This is a genomic window from Stenotrophomonas sp. B2 (genome assembly GCF_014947095.1).
GTDB classification, from domain to species: Bacteria; Pseudomonadota; Gammaproteobacteria; order Xanthomonadales; family Xanthomonadaceae; genus Stenotrophomonas; species Stenotrophomonas maltophilia_P.
Genome location: NZ_JADCQA010000002.1, coordinates 47,870 through 71,538, shown reverse-complemented (window position 1 = coordinate 71,538; position 23,669 = coordinate 47,870). Strand labels below are relative to the sequence as shown.

20 protein-coding genes are annotated in these 23,669 nt (G+C 64.8%); 5 read left to right on the top strand and 15 right to left on the bottom strand.

The window, feature by feature from the left end; translation table 11 throughout:
* Window positions 1-159 precede the first annotated feature (159 nt).
* The 15 genes from IMX13_RS02375 to dnaA all read right to left on the bottom strand — a co-directional run bounded on the left by IMX13_RS02375 (window position 160) and on the right by dnaA (window position 16,782).
* Window positions 160-1,251 carry a PA0069 family radical SAM protein gene (locus IMX13_RS02375; protein ID WP_193395678.1) on the bottom strand — a complete coding sequence of 364 codons (1,092 nt, stop codon included), beginning with the start codon at window positions 1,249-1,251 and terminating at the stop codon, window positions 160-162.
* 77 nt (window positions 1,252-1,328) lie between these two features.
* Window positions 1,329-2,072 (bottom strand): pyridoxine 5'-phosphate synthase, encoded by a 744-nt coding sequence (locus IMX13_RS02370; protein ID WP_065182131.1) that lies wholly within the window; start codon window positions 2,070-2,072, stop codon window positions 1,329-1,331.
* A 9-nt stretch (window positions 2,073-2,081) separates the two neighbouring features.
* On the bottom strand, window positions 2,082-2,351 hold the full coding sequence (locus IMX13_RS02365) for a hypothetical protein (RefSeq protein ID WP_053517208.1): 270 nt from the start codon (window positions 2,349-2,351) through the stop codon (window positions 2,082-2,084).
* A 40-nt stretch (window positions 2,352-2,391) separates the two neighbouring features.
* Window positions 2,392-3,855: a cardiolipin synthase gene (cls, locus tag IMX13_RS02360; protein WP_193395677.1), complete on the bottom strand. Its 1,464-nt coding sequence runs from the start codon at window positions 3,853-3,855 to the stop codon at window positions 2,392-2,394.
* A gap of 160 nt (window positions 3,856-4,015) precedes the next feature.
* Window positions 4,016-4,429 carry a biopolymer transporter ExbD gene (locus IMX13_RS02355; protein ID WP_053517211.1) on the bottom strand — a complete coding sequence of 138 codons (414 nt, stop codon included), beginning with the start codon at window positions 4,427-4,429 and terminating at the stop codon, window positions 4,016-4,018.
* A gap of 3 nt (window positions 4,430-4,432) precedes the next feature.
* Entirely contained in the window at window positions 4,433-4,858 is a 426-nt protein-coding gene (locus IMX13_RS02350; RefSeq protein ID WP_053517212.1) for a biopolymer transporter ExbD, read from the bottom strand.
* A 61-nt stretch (window positions 4,859-4,919) separates the two neighbouring features.
* Window positions 4,920-5,681 carry a TonB-system energizer ExbB gene (gene exbB / locus IMX13_RS02345; protein WP_053517213.1) on the bottom strand — a complete coding sequence of 254 codons (762 nt, stop codon included), beginning with the start codon at window positions 5,679-5,681 and terminating at the stop codon, window positions 4,920-4,922.
* Window positions 5,682-5,773: 92 nt separating this feature from the next.
* A complete protein-coding gene (locus tag IMX13_RS02340; protein WP_180876273.1) occupies window positions 5,774-6,331 on the bottom strand; it encodes an energy transducer TonB in 558 nt (185 codons plus the stop codon).
* A 254-nt stretch (window positions 6,332-6,585) separates the two neighbouring features.
* A complete protein-coding gene (locus IMX13_RS02335; protein ID WP_128987818.1) occupies window positions 6,586-7,779 on the bottom strand; it encodes a tetratricopeptide repeat protein in 1,194 nt (397 codons plus the stop codon).
* Window positions 7,780-7,911: 132 nt separating this feature from the next.
* On the bottom strand, window positions 7,912-8,718 hold the full coding sequence (locus tag IMX13_RS02330) for a M48 family metallopeptidase (RefSeq protein ID WP_053517217.1): 807 nt from the start codon (window positions 8,716-8,718) through the stop codon (window positions 7,912-7,914).
* A 70-nt stretch (window positions 8,719-8,788) separates the two neighbouring features.
* Complete coding sequence (locus IMX13_RS02325; RefSeq protein ID WP_053517218.1) at window positions 8,789-9,634, bottom strand: CPBP family intramembrane glutamic endopeptidase; 846 nt, start codon at window positions 9,632-9,634, stop codon at window positions 8,789-8,791.
* 67 nt (window positions 9,635-9,701) lie between these two features.
* Window positions 9,702-12,161, bottom strand: coding sequence for a DNA topoisomerase (ATP-hydrolyzing) subunit B (gyrB, locus tag IMX13_RS02320; RefSeq protein ID WP_065174070.1), 2,460 nt, complete (start codon window positions 12,159-12,161; stop codon window positions 9,702-9,704).
* 112 nt (window positions 12,162-12,273) lie between these two features.
* On the bottom strand, window positions 12,274-13,368 hold the full coding sequence (gene recF, locus IMX13_RS02315; protein ID WP_193395676.1) for a DNA replication/repair protein RecF: 1,095 nt from the start codon (window positions 13,366-13,368) through the stop codon (window positions 12,274-12,276).
* A 706-nt stretch (window positions 13,369-14,074) separates the two neighbouring features.
* Window positions 14,075-15,175 carry a DNA polymerase III subunit beta gene (gene dnaN, locus IMX13_RS02310; RefSeq protein WP_005411731.1) on the bottom strand — a complete coding sequence of 367 codons (1,101 nt, stop codon included), beginning with the start codon at window positions 15,173-15,175 and terminating at the stop codon, window positions 14,075-14,077.
* A gap of 275 nt (window positions 15,176-15,450) precedes the next feature.
* Window positions 15,451-16,782, bottom strand: a complete 1,332-nt coding sequence (dnaA, locus tag IMX13_RS02305) for a chromosomal replication initiator protein DnaA (RefSeq protein WP_065174068.1) — start codon at window positions 16,780-16,782, stop codon at window positions 15,451-15,453.
* Between the two features lie 254 nt (window positions 16,783-17,036).
* Between dnaA and rpmH the strand changes: the two genes are divergently transcribed.
* From rpmH to mnmE, 5 genes are all read left to right on the top strand, one after another.
* The gene (gene rpmH, locus IMX13_RS02300; protein ID WP_005411729.1) at window positions 17,037-17,177 is read left to right on the top strand and encodes a 50S ribosomal protein L34; all 141 of its coding nucleotides are present in this window, start codon (window positions 17,037-17,039) and stop codon (window positions 17,175-17,177) included.
* A 5-nt stretch (window positions 17,178-17,182) separates the two neighbouring features.
* Window positions 17,183-17,677, top strand: coding sequence for a ribonuclease P protein component (gene rnpA / locus IMX13_RS02295; protein ID WP_080375251.1), 495 nt, complete (start codon window positions 17,183-17,185; stop codon window positions 17,675-17,677).
* Entirely contained in the window at window positions 17,677-19,392 is a 1,716-nt protein-coding gene (gene yidC, locus IMX13_RS02290; protein ID WP_065174067.1) for a membrane protein insertase YidC, read from the top strand. The genes rnpA and yidC overlap by 1 nt, the downstream gene beginning before the upstream one ends.
* Window positions 19,393-19,507: 115 nt before the next feature.
* Window positions 19,508-22,180, top strand: a complete 2,673-nt coding sequence (locus tag IMX13_RS02285) for a polysaccharide deacetylase family protein (protein ID WP_193395675.1) — start codon at window positions 19,508-19,510, stop codon at window positions 22,178-22,180.
* Complete coding sequence (gene mnmE / locus IMX13_RS02280; protein WP_193395674.1) at window positions 22,181-23,533, top strand: tRNA uridine-5-carboxymethylaminomethyl(34) synthesis GTPase MnmE; 1,353 nt, start codon at window positions 22,181-22,183, stop codon at window positions 23,531-23,533.
* The last annotated feature ends 136 nt before the right edge of the window (window positions 23,534-23,669 follow it).

The following is a 23,669-nucleotide window of genomic DNA, read 5'->3' as shown; positions in this document are numbered from 1 at the left end:
TTCGCCTGAACCGTGAGTTCAGGAGGAAGTGGATAGTAATCTGGAGTTCACACAGTTGAACAGAGCGATGTGCGCAGTCGCGATGTCGTATCCGTCGCTGAGGCGCAGATCGTGATCACGGTTTTCCATACGCGTTCCGCAGTAGCCAGTGCCACTACTTCAGAACAACGACCCCTGAGGCGAATCCACCTTCGGCGGCAGTGGCTTCTGGAAGCGGCTGCAATCCAGTTTCGGCCAGTGGCTGTTCTGGGCGTCGAAGCCCAGGCGCTTGCGCGCCAGCTTGAAGCGGTTGTTCAACAGATCCGCATAGACCCCCTGACCCCGCATGCGCGTGCCGAAGCGGCTGTCATAGTCCTTGCCACCGCGCAGCTGCTGGATGGTGCTCATCACGTGCGCGGCGCGATCCGGATGGTGGGCGTCCAGCCAGTCGCGGAACAGCGGTGCAACCTCCAGAGGCAGGCGCAGAAGCACATAGCCGGCAGTACGCGCACCCGCCTCGTGCGCCGCTTCGAGCACGCTTTCCAGTTCACTGTCGTTGATCCACGGAATCACCGGCGCGACCATCACGCCAACCGGAATGCCCGCCTCGTGCAGACGCTTCATCGCGCGCAGGCGCGCGTGCGGTGCAGAGGCGCGCGGCTCGAGCTTCGCCGACAGGCGTGGATCCAGCGAGGTCACCGAGAAATGCACGCTGACCAGGTTCTCTGCCGCCAGTGGCGCAAGCAGGTCGATATCGCGCTCGACCAGCGCGTTCTTGGTGATCAGCGAGAACGGATGCTTCGTCTCCAGCATCACCTCGATCAACTGACGGGTCAGCTTGAACTTGCGCTCGATCGGCTGGTACGCATCGGTGTTGATGCCGAGCGCGATCGGTTGCGGCGCGTAGCCTGGCCGGGACAGCTCCTTGCGCAGCAGCTGCGGTGCATTGGTCTTGGCAAACAGCTTGGTCTCGAAATCCAGGCCCGGCGACAGGTTCAGATAGGCATGCGACGGGCGCGCGAAGCAGTAGGAACAACCGTGCTCACAGCCACGATACGGATTGACCGACTGGCTGAAGCCTACGTCCGGGGACGTATTGCGGCTGATGATGCTGCGCGCGGTTTCAGCGCGTACCTCGGTGCGCAGGCGGGAGGCCGCGAACTCGTCGCTTTCATCCACGTCCCAGCCGTCGTCCACCGCCTCGCTGACGGTGCTCTCGAAGCGCCCGGCAAGGTGGGAGGTGGACCCTCGGCCTTTGATCGCGATACCCATGTGGGTAGCCTACGCCGCTGCCGTCTCAGCGGCTGCGACAACAGTATTGGCCCCGCCGGGCAGGGTCCGGCGCTACCTCAGAGCAGCGCCAGATAGCCCCGAACGGTCGCATCCAGCCCGTCATACAGGGCCTCGCCGATCAGCGCATGCCCGATCGAGACCTCCAGCACCTCCGGCACGTTCGCCAGGAAGTCACGCAGGTTGTCCTGCGACAGATCATGGCCGGCGTTCACACCAAGCCCCACGGCCTGCGCGCGGCGCGCGGCCGTGGCGAACAGCGCCAGCATCGCTGCGGCGTCGCCTGCGGCGTGCGCTTCGGCATAGGGTCCGGTGTACAGCTCGATGCGATCGGCGCCGACCTCGGCCGCCTGTTCCAGCAGCGGGTTGCCGGCATCGACGAACAGGCTGACCCGGCAGCCCATCGCCTTCAACTCCGCCACCAGCGGACGCAGGCGCTCGCCGTCGCGCTCGAAGTCGAAACCGTGGTCGGAGGTGATCTGGCCATCGCCGTCCGGCACCAGGGTGGCCTGCGCCGGACGCGTCTGCGCGCACAGCGGCAGCAGCCCCGGGTAGCCGTCGCGTGGCGGTGCGAAGGGATTGCCTTCGATGTTGAATTCGACGCCACGGACGCGGGTCAGCGTGGACAGCGCAAGCACGTCCTCGGCGGTGATGTGGCGTCGATCGGGTCGCGGATGCACGGTGATGCCATGGGCGCCGGCATCCAGGCAGGCCTGGGCGGCACGCACCACATCGGGTTCGGCACCACCGCGCGAATTGCGCAGGACGGCGATCTTGTTGACGTTGACACTGAGCTGGGTCATCGAACGGTACTACTTGGAAAGAGGGGACGGATCGTGTTCGTCGCGTTGATCCGCGCCACGGGCCTCGGCCTGCTCACGCAGGCGGCGCAGCTCGTCGGCATCGATCAGGGTTGAGGGATCACTCTGCAGATCACCGAACCGGGCCACGTAGCGGCCACGCACCCAGGCCAGCAGGAAGGCGAGGGCCGCCAGCAGCGCCAGCGCCATCAGCCCCGGGCTTGGGGTTTTCAGCGCGAAGGCGAAACAGCCCAGCGCCGGCAGCAGGTACAACCAGTACATAGTCAGGCTCCCCGGATGATCGCCGCAGTGTAGCGCCGCCTTACAGCAGCGGCGAGGCCAGGCGCGCGAAGGCCTCAGGCAGGCGTTGCAGCCACAGCGAGCGGGCCGCGGCCTGGTCGTGCACGCGGGTAGCGCGCTCGAACTCGGCCTCCAGCAGGCCCGCCAGGGCGGCGACCCGCTCGCGGTCGCTGATCATCATCGACAGTTCGAAGTTCAGGCGGAAACTGCGATGGTCGAAGTTGGCGCTGCCGACGATGGAGACATCGTCGTCGGCGATGAAGGCCTTGGTATGCAGCATGCGGGGGCCGTACTCGTAGATCTTCACCCCGGCGTGCAGCAGCTCGTCGAAGTAGGACCGTGCGGCCTGGGTCACGAACCAGGAATCGCTCATCTTCGGCACCAGCAGGCGCACGTCCAGTCCCCCCAGCGCGGCCGAGGTCAGCGCCATCCGCGCGGCTTCGCCCGGCACGAAGTAGGGCGTGACCAGCCACACGCGCTCCTGCGCTTCCTGGATGGCCGCCACGTGGAGCCGGTGGATGGTCTCCCAGCCCGAGTCCGGACCGGACACCAGCACCTGTGCGTTGATCGAGCCTTCGCCGCGGAGCGGCATGTCCGCCGGCCACATCCGCGCGATGTCGAAATGCGAGTGGTCCTGACCGCTGGCGTAGAGCCAGTCCTCGGCAAACACCAGTTGCAGGCTGCGGACCACGTGACCGCGGATGCGCATGTGCAGGTCGCGATAGGCGTTGGCGTTGCGGCTCTCATCCTCGTCATCGGTGATGTTGATGCCGCCGGTGAACGCGAGGCGGCCATCGACGATCACCAGCTTGCGGTGGGTGCGCAGGTTCAGCCACGGTCGCTTGAAGGGCTTCAGCAGCTGGCGGGGATGGAACCAGACCGCTTCACCGCCGGCGTCGAGCAGCGGCTGCAGGAAGCGTCGCGGCACCGCGGACGAGCCCACTGCATCGAGCAGCAGCCGCACCTGCACGCCGGCGCGGGCACGTTCGACCAGGGCATCACGCAGTGCGGTTCCGGCATGGTCGGGATTGAAGATGTAGTACTCCAGATGCACGTGGTCACGCGCCTGCGCCACCGCTTCCAGCAGCGCGGCATAGGTCGCCGCGCCATCGACCAGCCAGGTCACTTCGGTGGCACTGCTCGGCGCCAGTCCGGTGGTGGCCTGGGCGATCTTGGCCAGCTCGGTGCAATCGGCATCGGGCGGGCAGACGTCGCTGTAATGCTCCATCCCCGATCGCGCGCGGCCACGACGCAGGCGCTGCCGCTTCACCTTCTGCGGACCGAGCAGGTAATAGATGAAAAGGCCGAGGTAGGGCAGCAGGGCCAGCGACAGGATCCAGCTCAGCGTGGCTACCGGTTCGCGCTTCTGCAGCATGATCCAGCCCGCCAGCGCGAGCAGGTACAGCAGGTAGGCCACGGCCAGGATCGAACCCAGGTGGGCAATGCCATCAAGCCAGTGGCGGAGGGAGTCGAAGAGGGCGAGCATGCGCCGATCATAGCGGGCGCGTGAAGTCAGAGGGGGTCAGATCCCTTTTCCGCAGGGAAAGGGATCTGACCCCGTCGGGCTTCGCAGGCACAAAAAAAGACGCCCCTGTCTCCAGGGGCGTCTGCAGTCGCGTCATGACTGTTGTGTTGCGGTATTGCGTTTACTGCTGTACGAAGCCGATCTTCTTCATCTGAGCATTCTTCGCGGCAGCCAGAACCTTGGCCATCACGTCGTACTCGGAATCCGGGCTTGCATCGATCCGCAGTTCCGGCTGGTTGGTCGGGTCACGCTGGACCTCCTGTTCCATCCGCTGCTGCAGCTCGCTGGTGCTGATCGGGCTGTTGTTCCACGAGACCTGGTTGCTGGCGTCGATCTTCAGTTCGATCGGCGGCGGCGGTTCGACCAGCTGCGGCGGTGGGTTGAGCACGCGCTGCGGCAGGTCCACGGCGATCGGGTAGGTCATGATCGGCGCGGTCACGATGAAGATGATCAGCAGCACCAGCATCACGTCCACGAGGGGCGTGACGTTGATGTCGGCCATGGGGCCCTTGCCACCACCACTACTGAATGCCATGGCTTATTGCCCCTTTTCTTTGGTCGCGACGAAGCCGACGTCCAGCATGCCCTGCTCCTGCGCGACCTTGGTCAGGTCGTTGATGACGCGCATCTTGGTGGTGCGGTCACCACGCAGGTTCAGCGGCGGCTGCGGGGTCTGCTGGGCGGCGGTCGCCAAGCGCGACTCGAGCGTCTGCTTGGTGATTTCTTCGTCGTTCCAGTAGATCGAGCCGTCTTCCTTGACTGCCAGGGTGATCGGACCGGAGCGCTTTTCGGCGTCATCCGGATTCTGGATCAGGTTGGCTTCCGGCAGATCCACCTTGACCTTGTGGGACATCAGGGGCGCCGTGATGATGAAGATGATCAGCAGCACCAGCATCACGTCCACGAGGGGCGTAACGTTGATGTCGGCCATGGGGCCGCCGCTGTTACCACTACTGAAAGCCATAACGGGCTCCGTCTAGATCTTGATGACTACTTGCTTCGTCGCGGGTGGAAGCGCGCCGCAATCAGCGGACGCGCGAACCGGTGGCGAAGAAGTCGTGCAGGTCGTGCGCGAAGGTATCGAACTTGCTGATGGTCGCGCTGTTGATCTTGCTGAAGAAGTTGAAGGCGAACACGGCCGGGATCGCGACGAACAGACCGATCGCGGTCATGATCAGCGCTTCACCCACCGGGCCGGCAACGGCGTCGATCGAAGCGGAGCCGGTGGCACCGATCTTGATCAGCGCGCCGTAGATGCCCCACACGGTACCCAGCAGACCGACGAACGGAGCGGTCGCGCCGACGGTGGCCAGCAGGGTCATGCCCGACTGCAGCTTGTTGCTTTCGCGGGTGACGGCCTGACGCAGGGCGCGGTCGACGAATTCCGAACGGCTCAGGTTCTCACCCAGGCCACCGGTACCGCCGCCTTCAGCGCGCTGGTGGTGGGCAGCTGCCTGGGCAGCGTCCAGGGCGATCTTCGAGAACGGCTCCGAAGCCGGCTGCTCTTCCATCGCACGGATGGCGTCCTGTGCGTTCGGGGTGTCCCAGAACAGGCTGACGACGCGATCGGCAGCGCTCTTCAGGCGGGTGGCGCGGAAGATGTTGATGACGGTCCAGTACCAGGACATGGCCGACATGATCACCAGGGTCAGCAGCACGACCCAGGAAACAGCGAAATCACCCGGCTTGGTGGTCATTTCGTGGATCAGGTGCTCGAAGCCCATCTGCGACAGGGCGTTGGACGGATTGCCCCCGGCAGCAGCGGCGATGAAAATTTCCTGCAGCATGACGCTTACCTTTGTTGTGTGTGGTGATAAAGGGTGTAGCTAAGCTAAACAATCGAACTGGAGCGGGGGTGGCCCGAAGCCACCCGAACGCATCAGTTCAGCGCAAAGTTGACCGGGACGCGAACGCGACCTGCCGTCTTCTTACCGCCAGATTCAGCGGCGTTGAAGCGCCACTTGCGTGCTGCTTCCATCGCAGCACGGTCCAGGTCGCGGTTACGGCTGGACTTTTCCACCGTGACATTGGTGACGTTGCCGCTGGCATCGACATCAATGATCAGGATCACTTCACCCTGGATACCTGCGCGGAATGCTGCCGGCGGATAACGCGGGGGATTCATCGCCTTGGACGAGATGTCCACGCTGGCCTCGATCGACGCCGGCGGGCTTGGCGGCGACGGCGGGGTCGGCGGAGTGACGATATCGTTCGGACGCGGTTCCGGCACGTCCACGACCGGCGCCTGCGGCGGCGGCGGGACCGGCGACGGCTTCGGCGGCGACAGATTCTTCACCGGCGGCGGCGGAGTATCTGTCGGCGGCGGCGGCGGCGGGGGCGGGGGCGGCGGCGGCGGTGCGTCGACGATGGTCACCATCACATTGCGTTCCTTCTCCGCAGCGGCCTTGGGAGCCACGGCAGGGATCAGAAGCATCATGAAGGCGGCCAGATGCAGGGCGATTACAAACGCGATGCCGACGATGCGAGGCCAGCTCAGCCCCTTGTCATCGGGTTGTTCGTACCGGTGAACGACTAGTTGTTCCGTCATGCGCCAAGAGCTCAATAGTGGGGCCGGGATGCCGGGGGCGGAATCCCTGATCAGCGGTGCATGACACCGCAGGAACCTCCAAGCTTATACCAATCCTGAGCGCCTGCGCATCAACTGAGCAGGCGTTCAGGCGTTATTCCTACTTACTTCAGGTTGATGATTTTCTTGGCATCAGCCTGGTTCTTCACGCCCTTCGCCAGCGCCTGCTGGGCGGCCTGCTTGGCCTCGGGGACGCGACCTTCGGCATGCAGGACGCGTGCCAGGTTCAGGTAGGTCTCACCGTCCTTGGACAGCGGGGCGGCCTTCTGCCACGCATCGATCGCCTGCGGCACCTGGTCGGAGTAGTAGTAGGACTGGGCCAGCGCCAGGTAGACCTGGTAATCCGGCTTCAGGATGCCCTTCTGCAACCCTTCGTTGATGACCGCGATGACGTCCTTTTCCTTGTTCTCGGTGTTGGCATAGATCGAGTACAGCTGCTTGTACTCGCGCTCTTCGGTGAGCTGGCCGCTGCTGCGCAGCTTGTCCATCACCGCGGCGGCCTTGGGCATCTGGTCGGCCTGCATGTACATGTTGGCCAGGTTCAGCTGCGCCTTCTTGTCGTTCGGGTTCTTCGCCGCCAGGGCCTCGGCGGCCTGCACGGCTTCACCGGTCTGGCCGGCCTCGGACAGGGCGGCCATCAGCAGCTGGTTCCAGCTGTCCTTCGGCTCGGTGGAGCCGGCGATCGCCTGCTTCAGCACCGGGATCGCTTCCTGGTAGCGCTCCAGCTGGTACAGCGCCTGGCCCTTGGCGATCAGCTCTTCCGGCTTGGTCGACTTGCTCTCGGCGAAGTACTTGTCCAGGGTGGCCAGGCCTTCGGCGGTCTGGTCTTCCTGCAGCTGCAGCTGGCCCAGCATCAGCATCGACTGGAAGTGGCCGTTGTTGTCCAGGCCGTTGAACTGCAGCACCTGCTTCAGGTAGGCGATGGCGGCGGCGACATCGTCGGTCTGGTAGGCGGCCTGCGAAGCCAGCTGCGCGGCCAGCGACTTGTCGTACTCGTTCGCGGCGCTGTCGGCCAGGATCGCGTCGGCCTGGGTGCGGGTCTCCGGGAACTTTTCCTTGTTGTAGCTGTCTACCAGTTTCTGCAGCTTGCCACCCATCTTGGCCGAGGACTTGGCCGCCGGCTCCTGGCGGGTCGCATTGGGGTACAGCGGTTCGGCCTTGGCCTGCTTGCTGCTGCCGCCGCGGTTGCCACGGTCGGAGGAACGCGAGGACTGCGCGAGCGCATCGGTGACCACGGCGCCGGTCAGGGCGGTCGCGACGAGGACGGAAAGCACAGCTTTGTGTTTACGGAAAATCATCGTTCACCTCGATCGAACCGCCGGATAGCGGCAAAGTCGGACTGTCAGAAAAATCTGAGCCGCCAAACGTATCAGAAACAGATGGCGTGAGAAATCGTTTTATGTGCTGCAATACAGCATGAAACTGCGCACTCATCCGCACTTTGGTCGCAGTCCGGCCGCCTGCGCCTGCTGGTAGACCGGCATCAGGGCAGGGGAATCACGTCGCAGCTCCTGGATCCGGTTGGCCGGATCGGGGTGGGTGGACAGCCATTGCGGGCTGCGTCCGCCGCTGGCGGCCATCATGTTCTGCCACAGGTCCACCGCCTGCGCCGGGTTGAAGCCGGCCTGCGCCATCAGCCGCTGGCCGATCACGTCCGCCTCGCTTTCCTGGGTCCGCGAGCCCGGCAGCAGGAACGCCGTCTGTGCCCCCATGCCGCCAAGCTGGTTGACCGTGCTGGCCGCGCCTTCGCCATAGGCAGCGCCGGCCAGTGCGCCGAGTACCGCCAGGCCGGTCTGCGCGCCCATCTGCCGGGTGATGCGCTCCTCGTGGTGGCGGGCGATGACATGGCCGATCTCGTGGCCGATCACGGCCGCCAGCTGGTCCTGGTTCCTGGCTACGGTGAAGATACCGGTGTTCACGCCCACCTTGCCGCCAGGCAGGGCGAAAGCGTTGGGTTCCTTGTCGACGAACACGGCGGTTTCCCACCGTACGCCACGGTATTGTGGAGGCAGCTGGGCGACCAGCGCGTTGACCACGCACTGCACGTAGCCGTTCTGCCGGCCGTCCGTGCTGATCTTTTCCTTCTGCTTCGTCTCGGCGAACGCCTGCGCGCCGAGCTGGTCAAGCTGTGCCTGCGAGACGCCACCGATCATCTGCCGCCGTCCGGTCGGCGATGTGGTGGTCGCGCAGGCGCTGACCAGGGTGGTGATGACAAGGGCCAGCAGCAGTTGTTTCATGGGTCCACCCCCGTGTTCATGAGCGCAGTGTGTATCGTCGCTGCTTAATCTTTCGTCAAGCGGACAGCCGTTACGTCGCGCCGAAGAACACCAGCGCCACCAGTGCCACGGCATTGTTCAGGGCATGTGCGGCGATGGCCGCCCAGAGCGTTCCGGTACGGCGGTACAGCCAGCAGAATGCAGCGCCCATGCCGCCGTAGACCAGCCAGAGCTGGGCGATCTCGGCCGGGCCGTTGGCGCTGGTGCCGGGAATTTCATGGATCAGGGCGAAGGCAAGGCTGCTCAGTATCATGCCCAGCCAGGGGCGACCGGCCTGCCACAAGCGCCCGAACAGGACGCGCCGGAACAGCAGTTCCTCGTAGGCCGGCGCCAGCACCACCGCGAACAGCATCAGGAACAGCGGAAAGCGCGCGACCGCGTTCTGCATCAGTTCCACGTTGGTCGGCACCGGTTCGATGCCGAACTGCCGGGACAGGAAGGCGATGCCGTTGCTGCCCACTACGATCAGCGTGGCCACCAGCAGCGTCCAGCCCCAGGTGGAGGGGCGGCGCAGCGCGTCACGCGATGCCTGGCGTTCGGCCGCATTGGCCGGTCGTCGCCAGAAATACAGCAGCAGGGCCGCGCCGCCGGTAGCGAACAGCGCCATCAGGATCTGCGCCAGGGCACCCGGCTGACCCAGTGCTTCGGTCAGGGTGCCGGGATCGGGTGCGGCGCCGTTGGCCTTCGCGTTTGCGTAGCCGACCATCATTCCGCGGTACAGGCCCCAGAACAGGCCACTGATCAGGCTCAGGCCGAACAGGGTGACGGCGGCGATGCCCAGATCGATGAAGAATCCCGCCAGCGGCGAAGCGGCGCGGGGGGCGGCGGTCGCCGGCGGAACCGGCGGCGGTGCGGAAACCGGAGCGGAAGCGGACATCAGATACCTGCGATCAAGGGGCAAGGGCCGGCGCGCCTCCCCGCGCACCGGCCACGTCCCGATTGTGTCAGATATCCAGGTTGGCGACCTTCAGTGCGTTGTCTTCGATGAAGTCGCGACGCGGCTCGACGACATCGCCCATCAGGGTGCTGAAGATCTGATCGGCGGCCACGGCGTCTTCGATGCGTACCTGCAGCAGGCGGCGGGTATCCGGATTCACGGTGGTATCCCACAGCTGTTCCGGGTTCATTTCACCCAGGCCCTTGAAGCGCTGGATCTGGCGACCGCGCTTGGCTTCATCCAGCAACCAGTTCTGCGCCTTCACGAACGAATCGACCTCGATCGACTTGGCACCGCGGGTGATGGTCGCCCCCTCGCGTACCAGGCCATGCAGCAGCTTGGCTGCCTGGTGGATCGCGCGCAGTTCGCCGGTTTCCAGGGCCGAAAGCGGCAGCACCTGGATGTGCTCTTCGCCCATGTGACGTCGGGTCACCAGCACGGCCGCGGGGCGCTGTTCATTGGCCTCCTGCAGTTCCAGGCTGAAACGCGGGCTGCCCAGGCTGCCCTGGTTCAGGCGCCTGGCCAGCGCGTCCAGGCCTTCGCCTTGTCCGGCATTGCGCAGGGTGTCCAGTTCCAGCGGCATGAAGTCGACCAGCGCTTCGAGCAGGTTGCGATCATAGCGATGCGCATTGCGTTCGATCGCGTCCTGCGCGGATGCGTAGGCCAGCAGCAGCTTCTCCAGGGCAACGCCTTCGATGCCGGGCTCGCCGGCGGCCGGCACCAGCGACGCGTTCTCCACCGCGCTGCTGGCCAGATAGCTGTCCAGCGCCGGATCATCCTTCAGGTACAGCTCCTGCTTGCCCTGCTTGATCTTGTACAGCGGCGGCAGGCCGATGTAGACGTAGCCGCGCTCGATCAGCTCCGGCATCTGACGGTAGAAGAACGTCAGCAGCAGCGTGCGGATATGGGCGCCGTCGACGTCGGCGTCGGTCATGATGATGATCTTGTGGTAGCGCAGCTTGTCCGGGTTGTACTCATCACGGCCGATGCCGGTACCGAGCGCGGTGATCAGCGTGCCGACCTGGTCGGACGACAGCATGCGGTCGAAGCGCGCACGTTCCACGTTGAGGATCTTGCCGCGCAGCGGCAGCACCGCCTGGTTCTTGCGGTTGCGACCCTGCTTGGCCGAACCACCTGCCGAGTCACCCTCGACGATGAACAGCTCGGACAGCGCCGGATCCTTCTCCTGGCAGTCGGCCAGCTTGCCCGGCAGGCCGGCGATATCCAACGCGCCCTTGCGGCGCGTCAGGTCACGGGCCTTGCGGGCCGCTTCGCGCGCGCGCGCGGCATCGACGATCTTGCCGGCAATCGCCTTCGCTTCGTTCGGATTCTCCTGCAGGAATTCTTCCAGACGCTGGCCGAAGGCACTTTCCACGGCCGGACGCACGTCCGAGCTGACCAGCTTTTCCTTGGTCTGGCTGGAGAAGCTGGGATCGGGCACCTTCACCGACAGCACCGCGATCATGCCCTCTCGCATGTCATCGCCGGTCAGGTTGATCTTTGCCTGCTTGGCGATGCCGTTCTGCTCGATGTAGTTGTTGAGCACACGGGTCAACGCACCGCGGAAACCGGCCAGATGGGTGCCGCCGTCCTTCTGCGGAATATTGTTGGTGAAGCAGTACATCGTTTCCTGGTAGGAATCGGTCCACTGCAGCGCCACTTCCACGGTGATGCCGTTGGATTCGCCGCTGACCGCGATGACGTTCGGATGCAGCGGCGTCTTCAGCTGCGCCAGATGCTCGACGAAACTGCGGATGCCGCCTTCATAGTGGAAGTCGTCGCGACGGCCGTCGCCGCGCTCGTCCGCCAGCACGATCTTGACGCCGGAGTTCAGGAACGACAGTTCACGCAGGCGACGGGCCAGGATGTCGTAGTGGAATTCGACGTTGTCGTGGAACGCGACGGTCGACGGCCAGAAGCGCACGGTCGTGCCGCGCTTGGTGGTGCTTTCCAGCTTGGCCAGCGGGCTGACGGCAGCGCCGTTGCTGAATTCCTGCTGGTAATGGAAGCCGCCCTGGAATACGTCCACCAGCAGCTTCTGCGACAGCGCATTGACCACGCTGACACCCACACCATGCAGGCCGCCGGAAACCTTGTAGCTGTTGTCGTCGAACTTGCCACCGGCGTGCAGGACCGTCATCACCACTTCGGCTGCCGAGACTTCGCGGCCCAGCTTGGCGCTCATCTGCTCATGCTTGCCGACCGGAATACCACGACCGTTGTCGGAGACCGACACCGAACCGTCGGCGTGGATCGTCACCGCGACATGGTCAGCATGACCGGCCAGCGCCTCATCGATGGAGTTGTCGACCACCTCGAACACCATGTGGTGCAGGCCGGTACCGTCATGGACGTCGCCGATGTACATACCGGGACGCTTGCGGACAGCCTCCAGGCCTTCCAGGGCGGTGATGCTGTTGGCGTCGTAGTTGCCATTGTTTACCGGGGTGTTCTGTTCGTCGCTCATTGCGCTTGCCGTAGGCTCCGCAGGTCGGGCACCACAGGAAGCGGTGCGCCGAGAATGAAAGGATTGCAACCCGAATTATACCAGCCAGGGTCGAGCGGCCCTGTTGTACCCACTATGGCACAGCCTCGATCTGTCCATGTTCCACGTGGAACCGGGTAATGTCGGTCAGCGCCTGCAGCGCGGCCGGCGTTTCGGTTGCCGTGACGAAGATCTGCGCCGGGCCGGCAAGCAGGCGCTCCAGCACCCGCGCCTGGTGGGTGCGATCCAGTTCGGAGGCCAGATCGTCCAGAGCAATGACCGGCCATTCCCCGCGCTGTTCCGCATAGTCTTCGGCCTGGGCCAGCAGACACGCCAAGGCCGTAAGTTTGGCCTGGCCGCGCGACAGCGCGTCCCGCCCTGGAATATGGCTGAAGTCCACGCTCCAGTCCGCCCGATGGGGCCCAACGGATGTATAGCCCGCCTGCCGGTCCCGCTCGCGTGCCAGCAGCAGTGCATCGGCCAGCGGCAGTTCGTGGCGGCGCCATCCCGGACTCAGGTCCAGCGCCTGGATACCCAGCTGGGGGGCAAGACTGGCCGCCAGCGCGATGGTGCGCTCCTGCAGCCGCTCCAGATAACGCTGACGTCGGCTGGTCAACGGTTCGCCGGCCTCTGCCAGTTCGTGATCCCACGTATCGAGCATCCTTGCTGGCCCTCCCTGTTTGAGCAGGGCATTGCGCTGCTTGAGCGCCCGTGAGTAGCGGCGCCACAGGGACAGAAAATCCGGTTCCACGTGGAACAATCCCCAATCGAGGAAACGGCGACGGGGCTCACCACCACCGCTGACCAGAGCATGGCTGCCCGGCTCGAACGTCACCACCGCCAGTGCAGCACATAGATTGCCGAGCTGGCTGACATCTTCACCATCCAGACGTCCCTTCCAGTCCTGTCCAGTATGGCGGAGACCGGCCTTGCGGCGGTGTAGCGATGACTGGGCGCGCTGTTCCTCCCATTCCACAAAGATGTCCAGCGCATCCTGGCCCTGGCGGACCAGGCCGTCGCGCACCCGACCACGGAAGCTGCGCCCGTAAGCCATCAGATGCAACGCCTCCAGCACACTGGTCTTGCCGGCCCCGTTATCGCCCGTCAGCAGATTCAATCCCGGTTGTGGCGACAGCTCCACCACGCCGAAGCGGCGCAGATGGTGCAGGACGAGGCGACGGATCTGCATGGGGTGCGAAGGACCATCCGCACGAAGCGGTAGAGGGGCAGGGAATCCATCAGCTTACTGCATCGGTCAAGTCCGCCGTTGGCGTCAGGCTATCGCTCTACAGACCATGGCGCTGTTGCGAACGTGTCCTGACCGGCTTACGGACGACGGCCCGCAAAAAACCTGCCGCATTTCCTTGAAATCTGCGCACCAACACCCGCGACGGTTCCACAGATTTCAAGAATTTCAAGCCAGCGGTTTCACGCTATGCACAGCGACCCGGTATTACTTATACACAAGATATGGGCAATCTGTGGATAAAAAAGCCGCTTTGGCCCTGCCTGAAATCTATCCACAGGTTCCCCCCCAGCCCCAGGCGCCGATATGCAGGGGGTTTCATTGCACTAAAAACCAATGAAATCAATGAGATGACCCTGTTTTCCACGAAATCTGGCTCTACCATCACCACCAGGCTTTAGATTTATACCCAGATTTAGAAGCTAGGAAGGGCACACAGCGCCTGCAACGACGTCTGTGGATAGTCGCGTCAGCAACAGGAGCAACTACGCGGATCCGGGCAGGCAGAACAGCTATAGGGATCTGCCACACCGGGGACTGGCCCCTTGCAGCACGATGGAGAAACGGGATGCTCCACGTGGCCCCCCCCCAAAAAAAACGCCCGGAACGTTCCGGGCGTCTTCTGGTTCCACGTGGAACAGCGCAACCGTCAGAGACGCAGCGGCATCACCACATGGCGGGACTTCTCGCTGCTGGACTCGCGCACCAGCGCCGACGAATTGGAGTCGCGCAGCTGGATGATGACCTCTTCGTCGCGCAATGCGGACAGGGCGTCCAGCAGGTAATTCACATTGAAGCCGATGGCCAGATCGCTGACGGTGGTATCGGCTTCGATCTCTTCCTGCGCTTCTTCCTGTTCCGGGTTATGCGCGCTGATCTTCAGGTTGCCCGGCGAAACTTCCACGCGGATGCCGCGGTACTTCTCGTTGGACAGGATGGCCGCACGCTGCAGCGAGGCGCGCAGTGCCTCACGGTCGACCTTCACTTCGCGGTCGGCACCAATCGGAATCACCGCTTCATAGTCCGGGAAACGACCGTCAATCAGCTTCGAGGTGAACGTGACATCGTCCCGCTTCACGCGCACGTGGCTGCGGCCTACCTCCAGCTCGATCTCCCGGTCGCCGCTCTCCAGCAGGCGCTGCAGCTCGGTCACGCCCTTGCGCGGCACGATGATCTGTCGCTTGGAGCCGCTGGGCTTGGCCAGATCCGTTTCACACAGGGCGAGGCGGTGTCCGTCGGTGGCCACCGTACGCAGCGCATCGCCACGCAGGTCGAACAGCAGGCCGTTGAGGTAGTAGCGCACGTCCTGCTGGGCCATCGCGAACGCAGTGCGTTCAATCAGCTCCTTCAGGGTCGCTTCGCCGATCGCCACGCGCTCGGTGGCTTCCACCTCGTCTACCGACGGGAAGTCGTTGGACGGCAGCGTTGCCAGGGTGAAGCGGCTGCGACCCGCCTGCACGGTGATCTTGTCACCGGTCTGCGAGACGGTGATCCGGCTGCCATCGGGCAGGGCGCGGATGATCTCGAACAGCTTGCGCGCCGGAATGGTGGTTTCGCCGTCCTGGGCATCTTCAACCGCGATCCGCGACACCATCTCCACTTCCAGGTCGGTACCGGTCAGCGAAAGCTGGCCGTTCTGCACCTGGACCAGGAAATTGGCCAGAACCGGAAGGGTCTGGCGGCGTTCGACCACGTTGACGACCTGTGCCAACGGCTTGAGAAAGGCTTCGCGCTGCAGTGTGAAACGCATGTGGTTCCGTGCCCCTATGCTTTAAAAAATGTGGAATAAATCAAAAGCTTGGTGGTGCTGGTAGAGACAGAATCGCTGGAAAACAACGTTAAGTCTTTGTAATAAAAAGGATTTCTGGCCTCGAAACCCTCTGTATTACCGCCCCCCAGAGGGTGGGGAAAGCTGTGGATAAATTCCACGCGTTGTCAGGCGCCTTTTTTATCCACAGCTCATCCCGCGCTTGCTACCGGATTCTGCACCGTTTTGTGCGATGACGCCTCATCGGCGTCCGTGCATCATTCGCTCAGCTTCCGGATCAGCTTGTCCCAGTCCTCGCGGAGCTTGCCGTCGGTTTCCATCAACGTCCGGATCTGACGGCAGGCATGCAGCACCGTGGTGTGATCGCGACCGGCGAATGCGTCGCCGATCTCGGGCAGGCTGTGCTCGGTCAACTCCTTGGTCAGGGCCATGGCGACCTGGCGCGGACGGGCCAGCGAGCGGGTGCGGCGCTTGGACAGCAGATCCTTGATCTGCAGTCCGTAGTAGTCGGCAACGGTTTTCTGGATGTTGGGAATGCTGATCGCCTGCTGCTGGGCGCGCAGCAGGTCACGCAGGGTTTCCTGCGCGAACTCGGTGGTGATCGCACGGCCGGTGAAGTTGGCGCGGGCGGTCAGGGTATTCAGCGCGCCCTCGAGGTCGCGCACATTGGAGCGCATCTTCTTGGCGATCAGGAACGCAACATCATCGGGAATCTCCGCACCGCGTTCGCGCGCCTTGGCCAGCACGATCGCCGCACGGGTCTCGAAGTCAGGCGGTTCGATTGCGACCGACAGTCCCCAGGCAAGCCGCGACTTGAGGCGTGCTTCCAGCCCTTCGACCTCACGCGGGTACCGGTCACAGGTCAGGATGATCTGCTGCTTGCCGTCGAACAGGGCGTTGAAGGTGTGGAAGAACTCTTCCTGGGTGCGATCCTTGCCGGCGAAGAACTGGATGTCGTCGATCAGCAGCGCGTCGACCTGCTGGAACTGGCGCTTGAACTGATCCATGGTCTTTTCCTGCAAGGCCCGGATCATCGCGCTGAAGAACTGTTCCGAGCGCAGGTACAGCACCTTCGCACCCGGATTGGCCTGGCGCATGGCGTTGCCGGCGGCGAACATCAGGTGGGTCTTGCCCAGTCCGGTGCCTCCGTACAGCAGCAGCGGATTGTGTGCGCGATCGCCCGGTTTCTGCGCTGCCTGGAACGCAGCGGCGAGGCCGAGCTGGTTGCTGCGGCCTTCGACGAAGTTGGCGAAGGTGTAATGGCTGTCCAGATTGCCGGCGAACGGCACCTGGGGTTCGCTGGCTGCGTGCGCCGAATGCGTGGAAACCGGCGCGGTCTGCGCCTCTACCGGGCGCGGACGGGAGCCGATTTCAAGAAAAACGTCGCTGAAACCAGCGAAATGCGCCAGCAGCTCGCGGATGCGCGGCAGGTACAGCTCGCGCACCTGGTCGACGATGAAGGCATTCGGTGCATACAGCACCAGGCTGTCCACGCGCAGATCGGCCTGCAGCGGCTTCAACCAGGTGTGAACGTCTTCAGGCGGGAACTCCGCTTCGAGGCGTTCGAGACTACGGGACCAGGCATCCATCAGCAATAATCGTCCGATGGCCGGGGTGGGGGCGCGACAAGGCGCCCAAACACAGGCCGGAAAGGGGGGAAATGGATGGCTCAGACTACCACCGAGCGCCCGCCTTCGGAATGCTTGTCCCCTACTTATTCACAAAAACATCCACAGCTATTGCACAGGCCGGTGAATTCGCGTAGTCCCCAGGGCTTGACGCGGGGTGGGGTACCTCTCTAGAATTTCCGGTTCTTTCCGTCCCATTCATACGAGAGGCCCCAATGGCCACCAAGCGCACCTACCAGCCCAGCAACCTCAAGCGTAAGCGCGACCACGGCTTCCGTGCCCGTATGAAGACCGCTGACGGCCGCAAGATCCTGTCGCGTCGCCGCGCCAAGGGCCGCAAAGTCCTGAGCGCCTGATTGCCATGCCGCACATCGCGGCAGACGCAATCCCTTCGACAGTGAATACTGCAGACCCGCGCAAGCGATTCCCTCGCTCTGCGCGGGTTCGCACGCGTGCCGAATACTCAACGGTCTTCAACGGCGCCCGCCGTGTGTCCGATCCGCTGATGACCCTGCACTGGCTGCCGGCTGACCGGCCGGCCAGGCTGGGTCTGGCGGTTTCCCGCAAGGTCGATCCGAACGCCGTCGGGCGCAACCGGATCAAGCGCGTCCTGCGCGACATCCTGCGTCAGACACGAACCGATATCCAGCCAGGCGACTTTGTCGTCGTGGCCCGTAGTGCTGCGCGTCACGCCAGCAATGACGACATCCGCCAGGCCTTCCTGCGCCTGCTGCGCCGCCTGCGTGCATTGCCCGCGCCGGGCGTGGACGGCACAATGCCGCCGCCTGATGGCATCGCAACTCCCTCTTTGACCGAGCCGGCACCGCGTTCCGGCCCCGCCGAGCCTGTCCGCTGATGAACCAGACCCGCGTATTTCTCATTTTTGCCTGGCTGATGGTGGCCGTGCTGCTGTGGATGGAGTGGAGCCGCGAGCAGGCCGCTCCGACCCCTGCTCCGACGACCCGTTCTGCCCCGGCCGCGGCGCAGACCGTGCCGGGCGCCGCCGCAGGCAGCGTTCCCAGCGCCCAGGTGCCCGCAGCCCCGGGCCAGGCGCCCACGCAGGCCCAGGCCAGCGCGACCCCGGCCGCCCAGCGCGTGACCGTCACCACCGACGTCCTGCGCCTGGTACTGGACGGGGGCCGCGTGCTCGACGCCGAGCTGCTGCAGTTCCCGCAGACCAAGGATGAAGGCAGCCCGCCGGTCCGCCTGCTGACCGAAGATCCCGCGCATCCGTACAGCGCGATCAGCGGCTGGGCCAGCCAGGACAAGAACGCCCCGGTGCCCGGCGCCGACGGCTTCAAGCTGGTCGGTGACACCCGCGACTTCGTGCTGGCCAAGGGCCAGAACGAACTGCAGATCCCGTTCGTGTGGACCGCCGACAACGGCGTGACCATCAAGCGCACCCTCACCGTCTCGCGCAACGAGTACGCCGTGCGCTTCAAGGATGAAGTCAGCAATGCCGGCGCCACCACGTGGAACGGCTACGTCTACCGCACCCTGGACCGCACCCCGACCATCCTGTCGCGGAGCATGACCAACCCGGATTCCTTCAGCTTCAACGGTGCCACCTGGTACGACAACGACAAAAAGTACCAGCGTCGTGCGTTCAAGGATTACCTGGAGGACGGTGCGCTGAACCAGAACATCACCGGCGGCTGGCTGGCGATGCTGCAGCACCACTTCTTCACCGCGTGGATCCCGCAGAAGGACCAGGTCGCCCACTACGTGCTGTCGCAGGTGGACGGTCGTGACCTGATCGAAGCGCGCGGACCGGCCTTTACCCTGGCCCCGGGCCAGTCCACCAGCACCGAAGCGCGCCTGTGGGTCGGCCCCAAGCTGGTCAACCTGATCGCCAAGGAAGACGTGCCGGGCCTGGATCGCGTGGTCGACTACAGCCGTTTCTCGATGATGGCGGTGATCGGCCAGGGCCTGTTCTGGGTGCTCAACCAGGTGCACAAGCTGGTCGGCAACTGGGGCTGGGCGATCGTCGGCCTGGTGGTGCTGCTGAAGCTGGTGCTGTACCCGCTGTCGGCCGTGCAATACAAGAGTGGCGCCAAGATGCGCCGCTTCCAGCCGCGCATCCAGCAGCTGAAGGAACGCTATGGCGATGACCGCCAGAAGTTCCAGACCGCGATGATGGAGCTGTACAAGAAGGAGAAGATCAATCCGATGGGCGGCTGCCTGCCGATCCTCATCCAGATGCCGATCTTCTTCGCCCTGTACTGGGTGCTGGTGGAGTCGGTCGAACTGCGCCAGGCGCCGTGGCTGGGCTGGATCCAGGACCTGACCGCGCGTGACCCGTACTTCATCCTGCCGGTGATCAACGTGGCGGTGATGTGGTTCACCCAGAAGCTCACGCCTGCGCCGGGCATGGACCCGATGCAGCAGAAGATGATGCAGTTCATGCCGCTGGTGTTCGGCGTCATGATGGCCTTCATGCCGTCCGGCCTGGTCCTGTACTGGGTGGTCAACGGCGGCCTGGGCCTGCTGCAGCAGTGGTGGATGACCAAGCGCCATGGCGGCGACCCGGTCCCGGCCACCGCCGCGTCGGCTCCGGTCAAGAAGAAGTAATCGGTAGAGTCGGCCGCTGGCCGGCTGACCGCAGCAGAAGCCCGCCGTAAGGCGGGCTTTTCGCATGCGGCGTTAGAATTCCCCGCACACCGTTCCTCCCACTTCCGAGTTGGCCATGCCACGTGCGTCGTCGTTCTGCCTGTTCCTTCCTTCGCTGCTGCTTACCCTGGCCGTTGCCGGCTGTGGTGACAAGGATGCGAAGGCACCGGCGACCACCGTCACCCAGCCCAGCGCGCAGGTGGCGGCGGCCGCCGATCCGGCTGCTGCGCCGTTGCTGGCTGCGTTGCAGAAGCAGCTCGACGGCTACCGCCGGATCATCGTGCTGCTGGCCGACGAGGAACAGCAGTCGGCCTCCGATCGTGGTAGGTCCACACGCGTGGGCCAGCAGCTGTTCCACGATGGGCTGGAACAGCGCACGGCGATCGCCGCGCAGTTCGATACGCTGCTGCGTGGTTCCAGCTCCCAGCGCTTCGCCACTCTCGGCACCGTGCTGGACTACATCGAGTCGGCGCCGGAACTGTTCGACGCCGACCGCCTGGCCTTCCGCGAAGTGCTGCGCGATCTGCATGAGCGCATCGGCACCGACTCTTCGCTGCCGGCGGTGAAGCTGCACCAGCGCATCGGCGAGGATCTGGAAGCGCTCGATGAGATCGAGCGCAACTACAACCAGGAACTGACCCGCATCTTCAGCCGTTTCGAGCGCACCCGTGCCATCGGGCTCAAACGCGAGAAGTGGGAGGACTACATCGCCCACCTGCACAAGGACTACAGCCGCGAAGCGATCCTGCGCGACTACGGGGTGATCGAGCCGTATCCGATGTCGATGAAGGACAGCGACCGCGAGATCTTCGGCCGCGACCTGCCGGCCAAGACCGTGGTGCTGACCTTCGACGATGGCCCGCATAAGGCCTATACCGATGAAGTGGTGGCCATCCTCAAACGCTACGACGTGCCGGGCGTGTTCTTCGAGGTCGGTCGCAACCTCGGCAAGGTGGAAGCCGATGGCAAGGTCAGTCTCGGCCCGATGGCGAAGATCAGCCGCCAGCTGATGGAAGACGGCTATGCGGTGGGCAACCACAGCCTGACCCATGCGCAGCTCTCGCGCACCACCGGTGATGCGCTGCGCCAGCAGGTGCTGGACACCGATACGCTGTTGAAGGATGTGGACAGCAAGCGCGCGCCGCTGTTCCGCTTCCCGTACGGTGCGCGCAACGCCGAAGGCATGCAGCTGCTGAACGAGGCCGGACTGAAGTCGATCATGTGGAACATCGACTCGATGGACTGGGCCGATCCGGTGCCGGAATCGATCGTGCAGCGCGTGCTCGACCAGGTGAACAAGGAACAGCGCGGCATCATCCTGTTCCACGACATCCACGATCGCGCAGTGAAGGCGCTGCCGCAGATCCTCGACCGGCTGATCGCCGACGGTTACCAGTTTGCCGGCTGGAACGGCCGCGATTTCACCGTGGCGCGTGCGCGCAAGGGGGATGCCGGTGCCGCCACCGTCACCACCGGCTACGAGAAATCATGGGCGATCGTGGTCGGTATCGACAGCTACGCCAAGTGGCCGAAACTGGAATACGCCAGCCATGATGCGCAGGCGGTCGCCGACACTCTGACCGGGCAGTTCGGCTTCCCGTCCTCGCAGGTGATCGTGCTGAAGAACGAGCAGGCCACGCGCAACAACATCCTCGCCGCCTTCCACGACCGCCTGGCCGATGACCGCACCGGAAAGAACGACCGCGTGTTCGTGTTCTTCGCTGGCCACGGCGCCACCCGCCAGCTCGCCTCCGGACGCGACCTTGGCTACATCATCCCGGTCGATTCGGACCCGAAGGAGTTCGCCACCGACGCCATCGCGATGACCGACATCCAGAACATCGCCGAGAGCATGCAGGCCAAGCACGTGCTGTTCGTGATGGATGCCTGCTACAGCGGCCTGGGCCTGACCCGTAGTGGCCCCTCGTCGTCGTCGTTCCTGCGCGAGAACGCGCGTCGCAGCGCGCGGCAGATGTTGACCGCCGGTGGTGCCGACCAGCAGGTGGCCGACGCCGGCCCGAACGGGCACTCGGTGTTCACGTGGGTGCTGCTGCAGGCATTGGCCGGCAAGGGCGATCTCAACGGCGACGGCCTGATCACCGGTACCGAACTGGCCGCCTACGTGGCGCCGGCAGTATCGGCCGTTTCGCACCAGACGCCGGCCTTCGGCAGCCTGCCCGGTTCGCAGGGCGGCGAGTTCGTGTTCCAGGTTCCGGACAGCCAGGAATTCCTCAACGCCGATACGCGCCAGCTGACTGCCGATGCGATCGCACTGAACAACAAGGTCGAGGCCGCCAGCGAAGCCAAGGGCAGCCAGGCGCCAGTGACCGTGGCCGACCTGCAGGGCGGCAGGGCCAAGCTGGTGGTGCCCAGCGCCGGCCCTGCGTCGGATCGCCAACGCGCGCAGCAAGCCAATGACCGAGGTCTGCAGCTGTACCGGGAGAAGCAGTACGACGAGGCGGTCGCGCAGTTCACCGAGGCACTGAAGCTTCGCCCGGACTTCGCCCAGGCCGCGAACAACCTCGGCTTCGTCTACTACCGCCAGCAGCGCTACGCTGAAGCTGCGCGCTGGCTGGAGAACACGCTGAAGATCGACCCATCGCGCGCCGTGGCCTATCTGAATCTGGGCGATGCCTACTTCAACGCGGGCGACAAGGCCAAGGCGAAGCAGGCCTACACCACCTACCTGGCGCTGCAGCCGCAGGGCAGTGGTGCTGCACAGGCGCGCGCACAGCTGGAGAAACTCTGAGTGACGAACGACGCGACCCGCACCGACACCATTGTCGCCATCGCCAGCGCGCCAGGTGCAGGTGGCGTCGGCATCCTGCGCCTGTCCGGCCCGCGCGCCGCCGCCATCGCCAACGCACTGGGCGCAACCGGCCTGCGCCCACGTCACGCGCATTACGCACGTCTACGCGACGCCGACGGCGAGGTGATCGACGATGGCATCGTGCTGTGGTTCCCGGCACCGAACAGCTTCACCGGCGAAGAAGTGGTGGAATTGCAGGGCCATGGCAGCCCGGTGTTGCTGCAGCAACTGGTTGCACGCTGCATCGCGCTCGGCGCGCGGCAGGCGCGGCCCGGTGAGTTCAGCGAGCGCGCCTTCCTCAACGGCAAGCTCGATCTGGCTCAGGCCGAGGCCATCGCCGATCTGATCGCTGCGGGCGACAACCGCGCCGCGCGTGCTGCCCGTCGCTCGCTGGACGGGGTGTTCTCGCGGCGCATCGACGCCGTGGTCGAGCAGCTGGTGCTGCTGCGCGTGCATGTGGAAGCGGCCATCGATTTTGTAGATGAGCCGCTGGATACGCTGGGCGGCGCGCAGGTGCGCCGCGGGCTGGAACTGGCACGCAGCGACCTGGCCCTGCTGCGCCGCGATGCCGAGCGTGGCCGTCGCCTGCGCGATGGCCTGCACGCGGTGCTGATCGGCCCGCCCAACGCCGGCAAGAGTTCGTTGCTCAATGCGCTTGCCGGCAGCGAACGCGCCATCGTCACCGACATCGCCGGCACCACGCGCGACACGCTGCGCGAGACCATCCGCCTGGATGGACTGGAGCTGACCCTGGTCGATACCGCCGGCCTGCGCGACGGTGGCGACGCCATCGAACGCGAAGGCATGCGCCGCGCGCGCGTGGAGATCGAACGCACCGACCTGGCGTTGATCGTGCTGGATGCACGCGATCCGGCGGCGGGCGAGGCGGCCATCGGCGAAGCGGTGCGGGCTGTGCCGCACAAGGTCTACATCCACAACAAGTCAGATCTGCTGCAGGCCGGCCCAACCGTGGACGATCCGGACCGTGTGTTCGTTTCGGCCGCCACCGGTGCAGGACTCGACGACCTCCACGCGCGCCTGCGCGCGATCGCGTCGGCAGGCGCGGGCGAACAGGTGGACGGCGAGTTCTCCGCGCGCACCCGCCACGTGGATGCAATCGAGCGTGCGCAGGAACATGCCCGTCGCGCTGATGGTGAGCTGGCCCACGAACACCTGGAACTGGCAGCCGAAGAGCTGCGCCTGGCGCATGACGCGCTGGGCGAGATCACCGGGCAGATGAGCGCCGATGACCTGTTGGGACGGATCTTCTCCAGCTTCTGCATCGGCAAGTAAGCCGGGGTCAGATTCCCGCAGGGGCTCTGACCCCGTTTGCCACATGGGGTGACAGCCGCTGCGGGGATCCGACCCCAGGTCCCCCACCTGTCACATTGCCGCCGCATACTGCCGCCCATCACCTACCGTTGGGGGA

Excerpts from the sequence above, each read along its gene's own strand:
- IMX13_RS02350 (WP_053517212.1), bottom strand. The coding sequence starts at position 4,858 with ATGGCTTTCAGTAGTGGTAACAGCGGCGGCCCCATGGCCGACATCAAC.
- cls (WP_193395677.1), bottom strand. The coding sequence starts at position 3,855 with ATGCTCGCCCTCTTCGACTCCCTCCGCCACTGGCTTGATGGCATTGCC.
- yidC (WP_065174067.1), top strand. The coding sequence starts at position 17,677 with ATGAACCAGACCCGCGTATTTCTCATTTTTGCCTGGCTGATGGTGGCC.
- IMX13_RS02375 (WP_193395678.1), bottom strand. The coding sequence starts at position 1,251 with ATGGGTATCGCGATCAAAGGCCGAGGGTCCACCTCCCACCTTGCCGGG.
- dnaA (WP_065174068.1), bottom strand. The coding sequence starts at position 16,782 with ATGGATGCCTGGTCCCGTAGTCTCGAACGCCTCGAAGCGGAGTTCCCG.
- IMX13_RS02355 (WP_053517211.1), bottom strand. The coding sequence starts at position 4,429 with ATGGCATTCAGTAGTGGTGGTGGCAAGGGCCCCATGGCCGACATCAAC.
- IMX13_RS02330 (WP_053517217.1), bottom strand. The coding sequence starts at position 8,718 with ATGAAACAACTGCTGCTGGCCCTTGTCATCACCACCCTGGTCAGCGCC.
- IMX13_RS02325 (WP_053517218.1), bottom strand. The coding sequence starts at position 9,634 with ATGTCCGCTTCCGCTCCGGTTTCCGCACCGCCGCCGGTTCCGCCGGCG.
- IMX13_RS02370 (WP_065182131.1), bottom strand. The coding sequence starts at position 2,072 with ATGACCCAGCTCAGTGTCAACGTCAACAAGATCGCCGTCCTGCGCAAT.
- dnaN (WP_005411731.1), bottom strand. The coding sequence starts at position 15,175 with ATGCGTTTCACACTGCAGCGCGAAGCCTTTCTCAAGCCGTTGGCACAG.
- rpmH (WP_005411729.1), top strand. The coding sequence starts at position 17,037 with ATGGCCACCAAGCGCACCTACCAGCCCAGCAACCTCAAGCGTAAGCGC.
- rnpA (WP_080375251.1), top strand. The coding sequence starts at position 17,183 with ATGCCGCACATCGCGGCAGACGCAATCCCTTCGACAGTGAATACTGCA.
- IMX13_RS02365 (WP_053517208.1), bottom strand. The coding sequence starts at position 2,351 with ATGTACTGGTTGTACCTGCTGCCGGCGCTGGGCTGTTTCGCCTTCGCG.
- IMX13_RS02340 (WP_180876273.1), bottom strand. The coding sequence starts at position 6,331 with ATGATGCTTCTGATCCCTGCCGTGGCTCCCAAGGCCGCTGCGGAGAAG.
- recF (WP_193395676.1), bottom strand. The coding sequence starts at position 13,368 with ATGCAGATCCGTCGCCTCGTCCTGCACCATCTGCGCCGCTTCGGCGTG.
- gyrB (WP_065174070.1), bottom strand. The coding sequence starts at position 12,161 with ATGAGCGACGAACAGAACACCCCGGTAAACAATGGCAACTACGACGCC.
- exbB (WP_053517213.1), bottom strand. The coding sequence starts at position 5,681 with ATGCTGCAGGAAATTTTCATCGCCGCTGCTGCCGGGGGCAATCCGTCC.
- IMX13_RS02335 (WP_128987818.1), bottom strand. The coding sequence starts at position 7,779 with ATGATTTTCCGTAAACACAAAGCTGTGCTTTCCGTCCTCGTCGCGACC.
- IMX13_RS02285 (WP_193395675.1), top strand. The coding sequence starts at position 19,508 with ATGCCACGTGCGTCGTCGTTCTGCCTGTTCCTTCCTTCGCTGCTGCTT.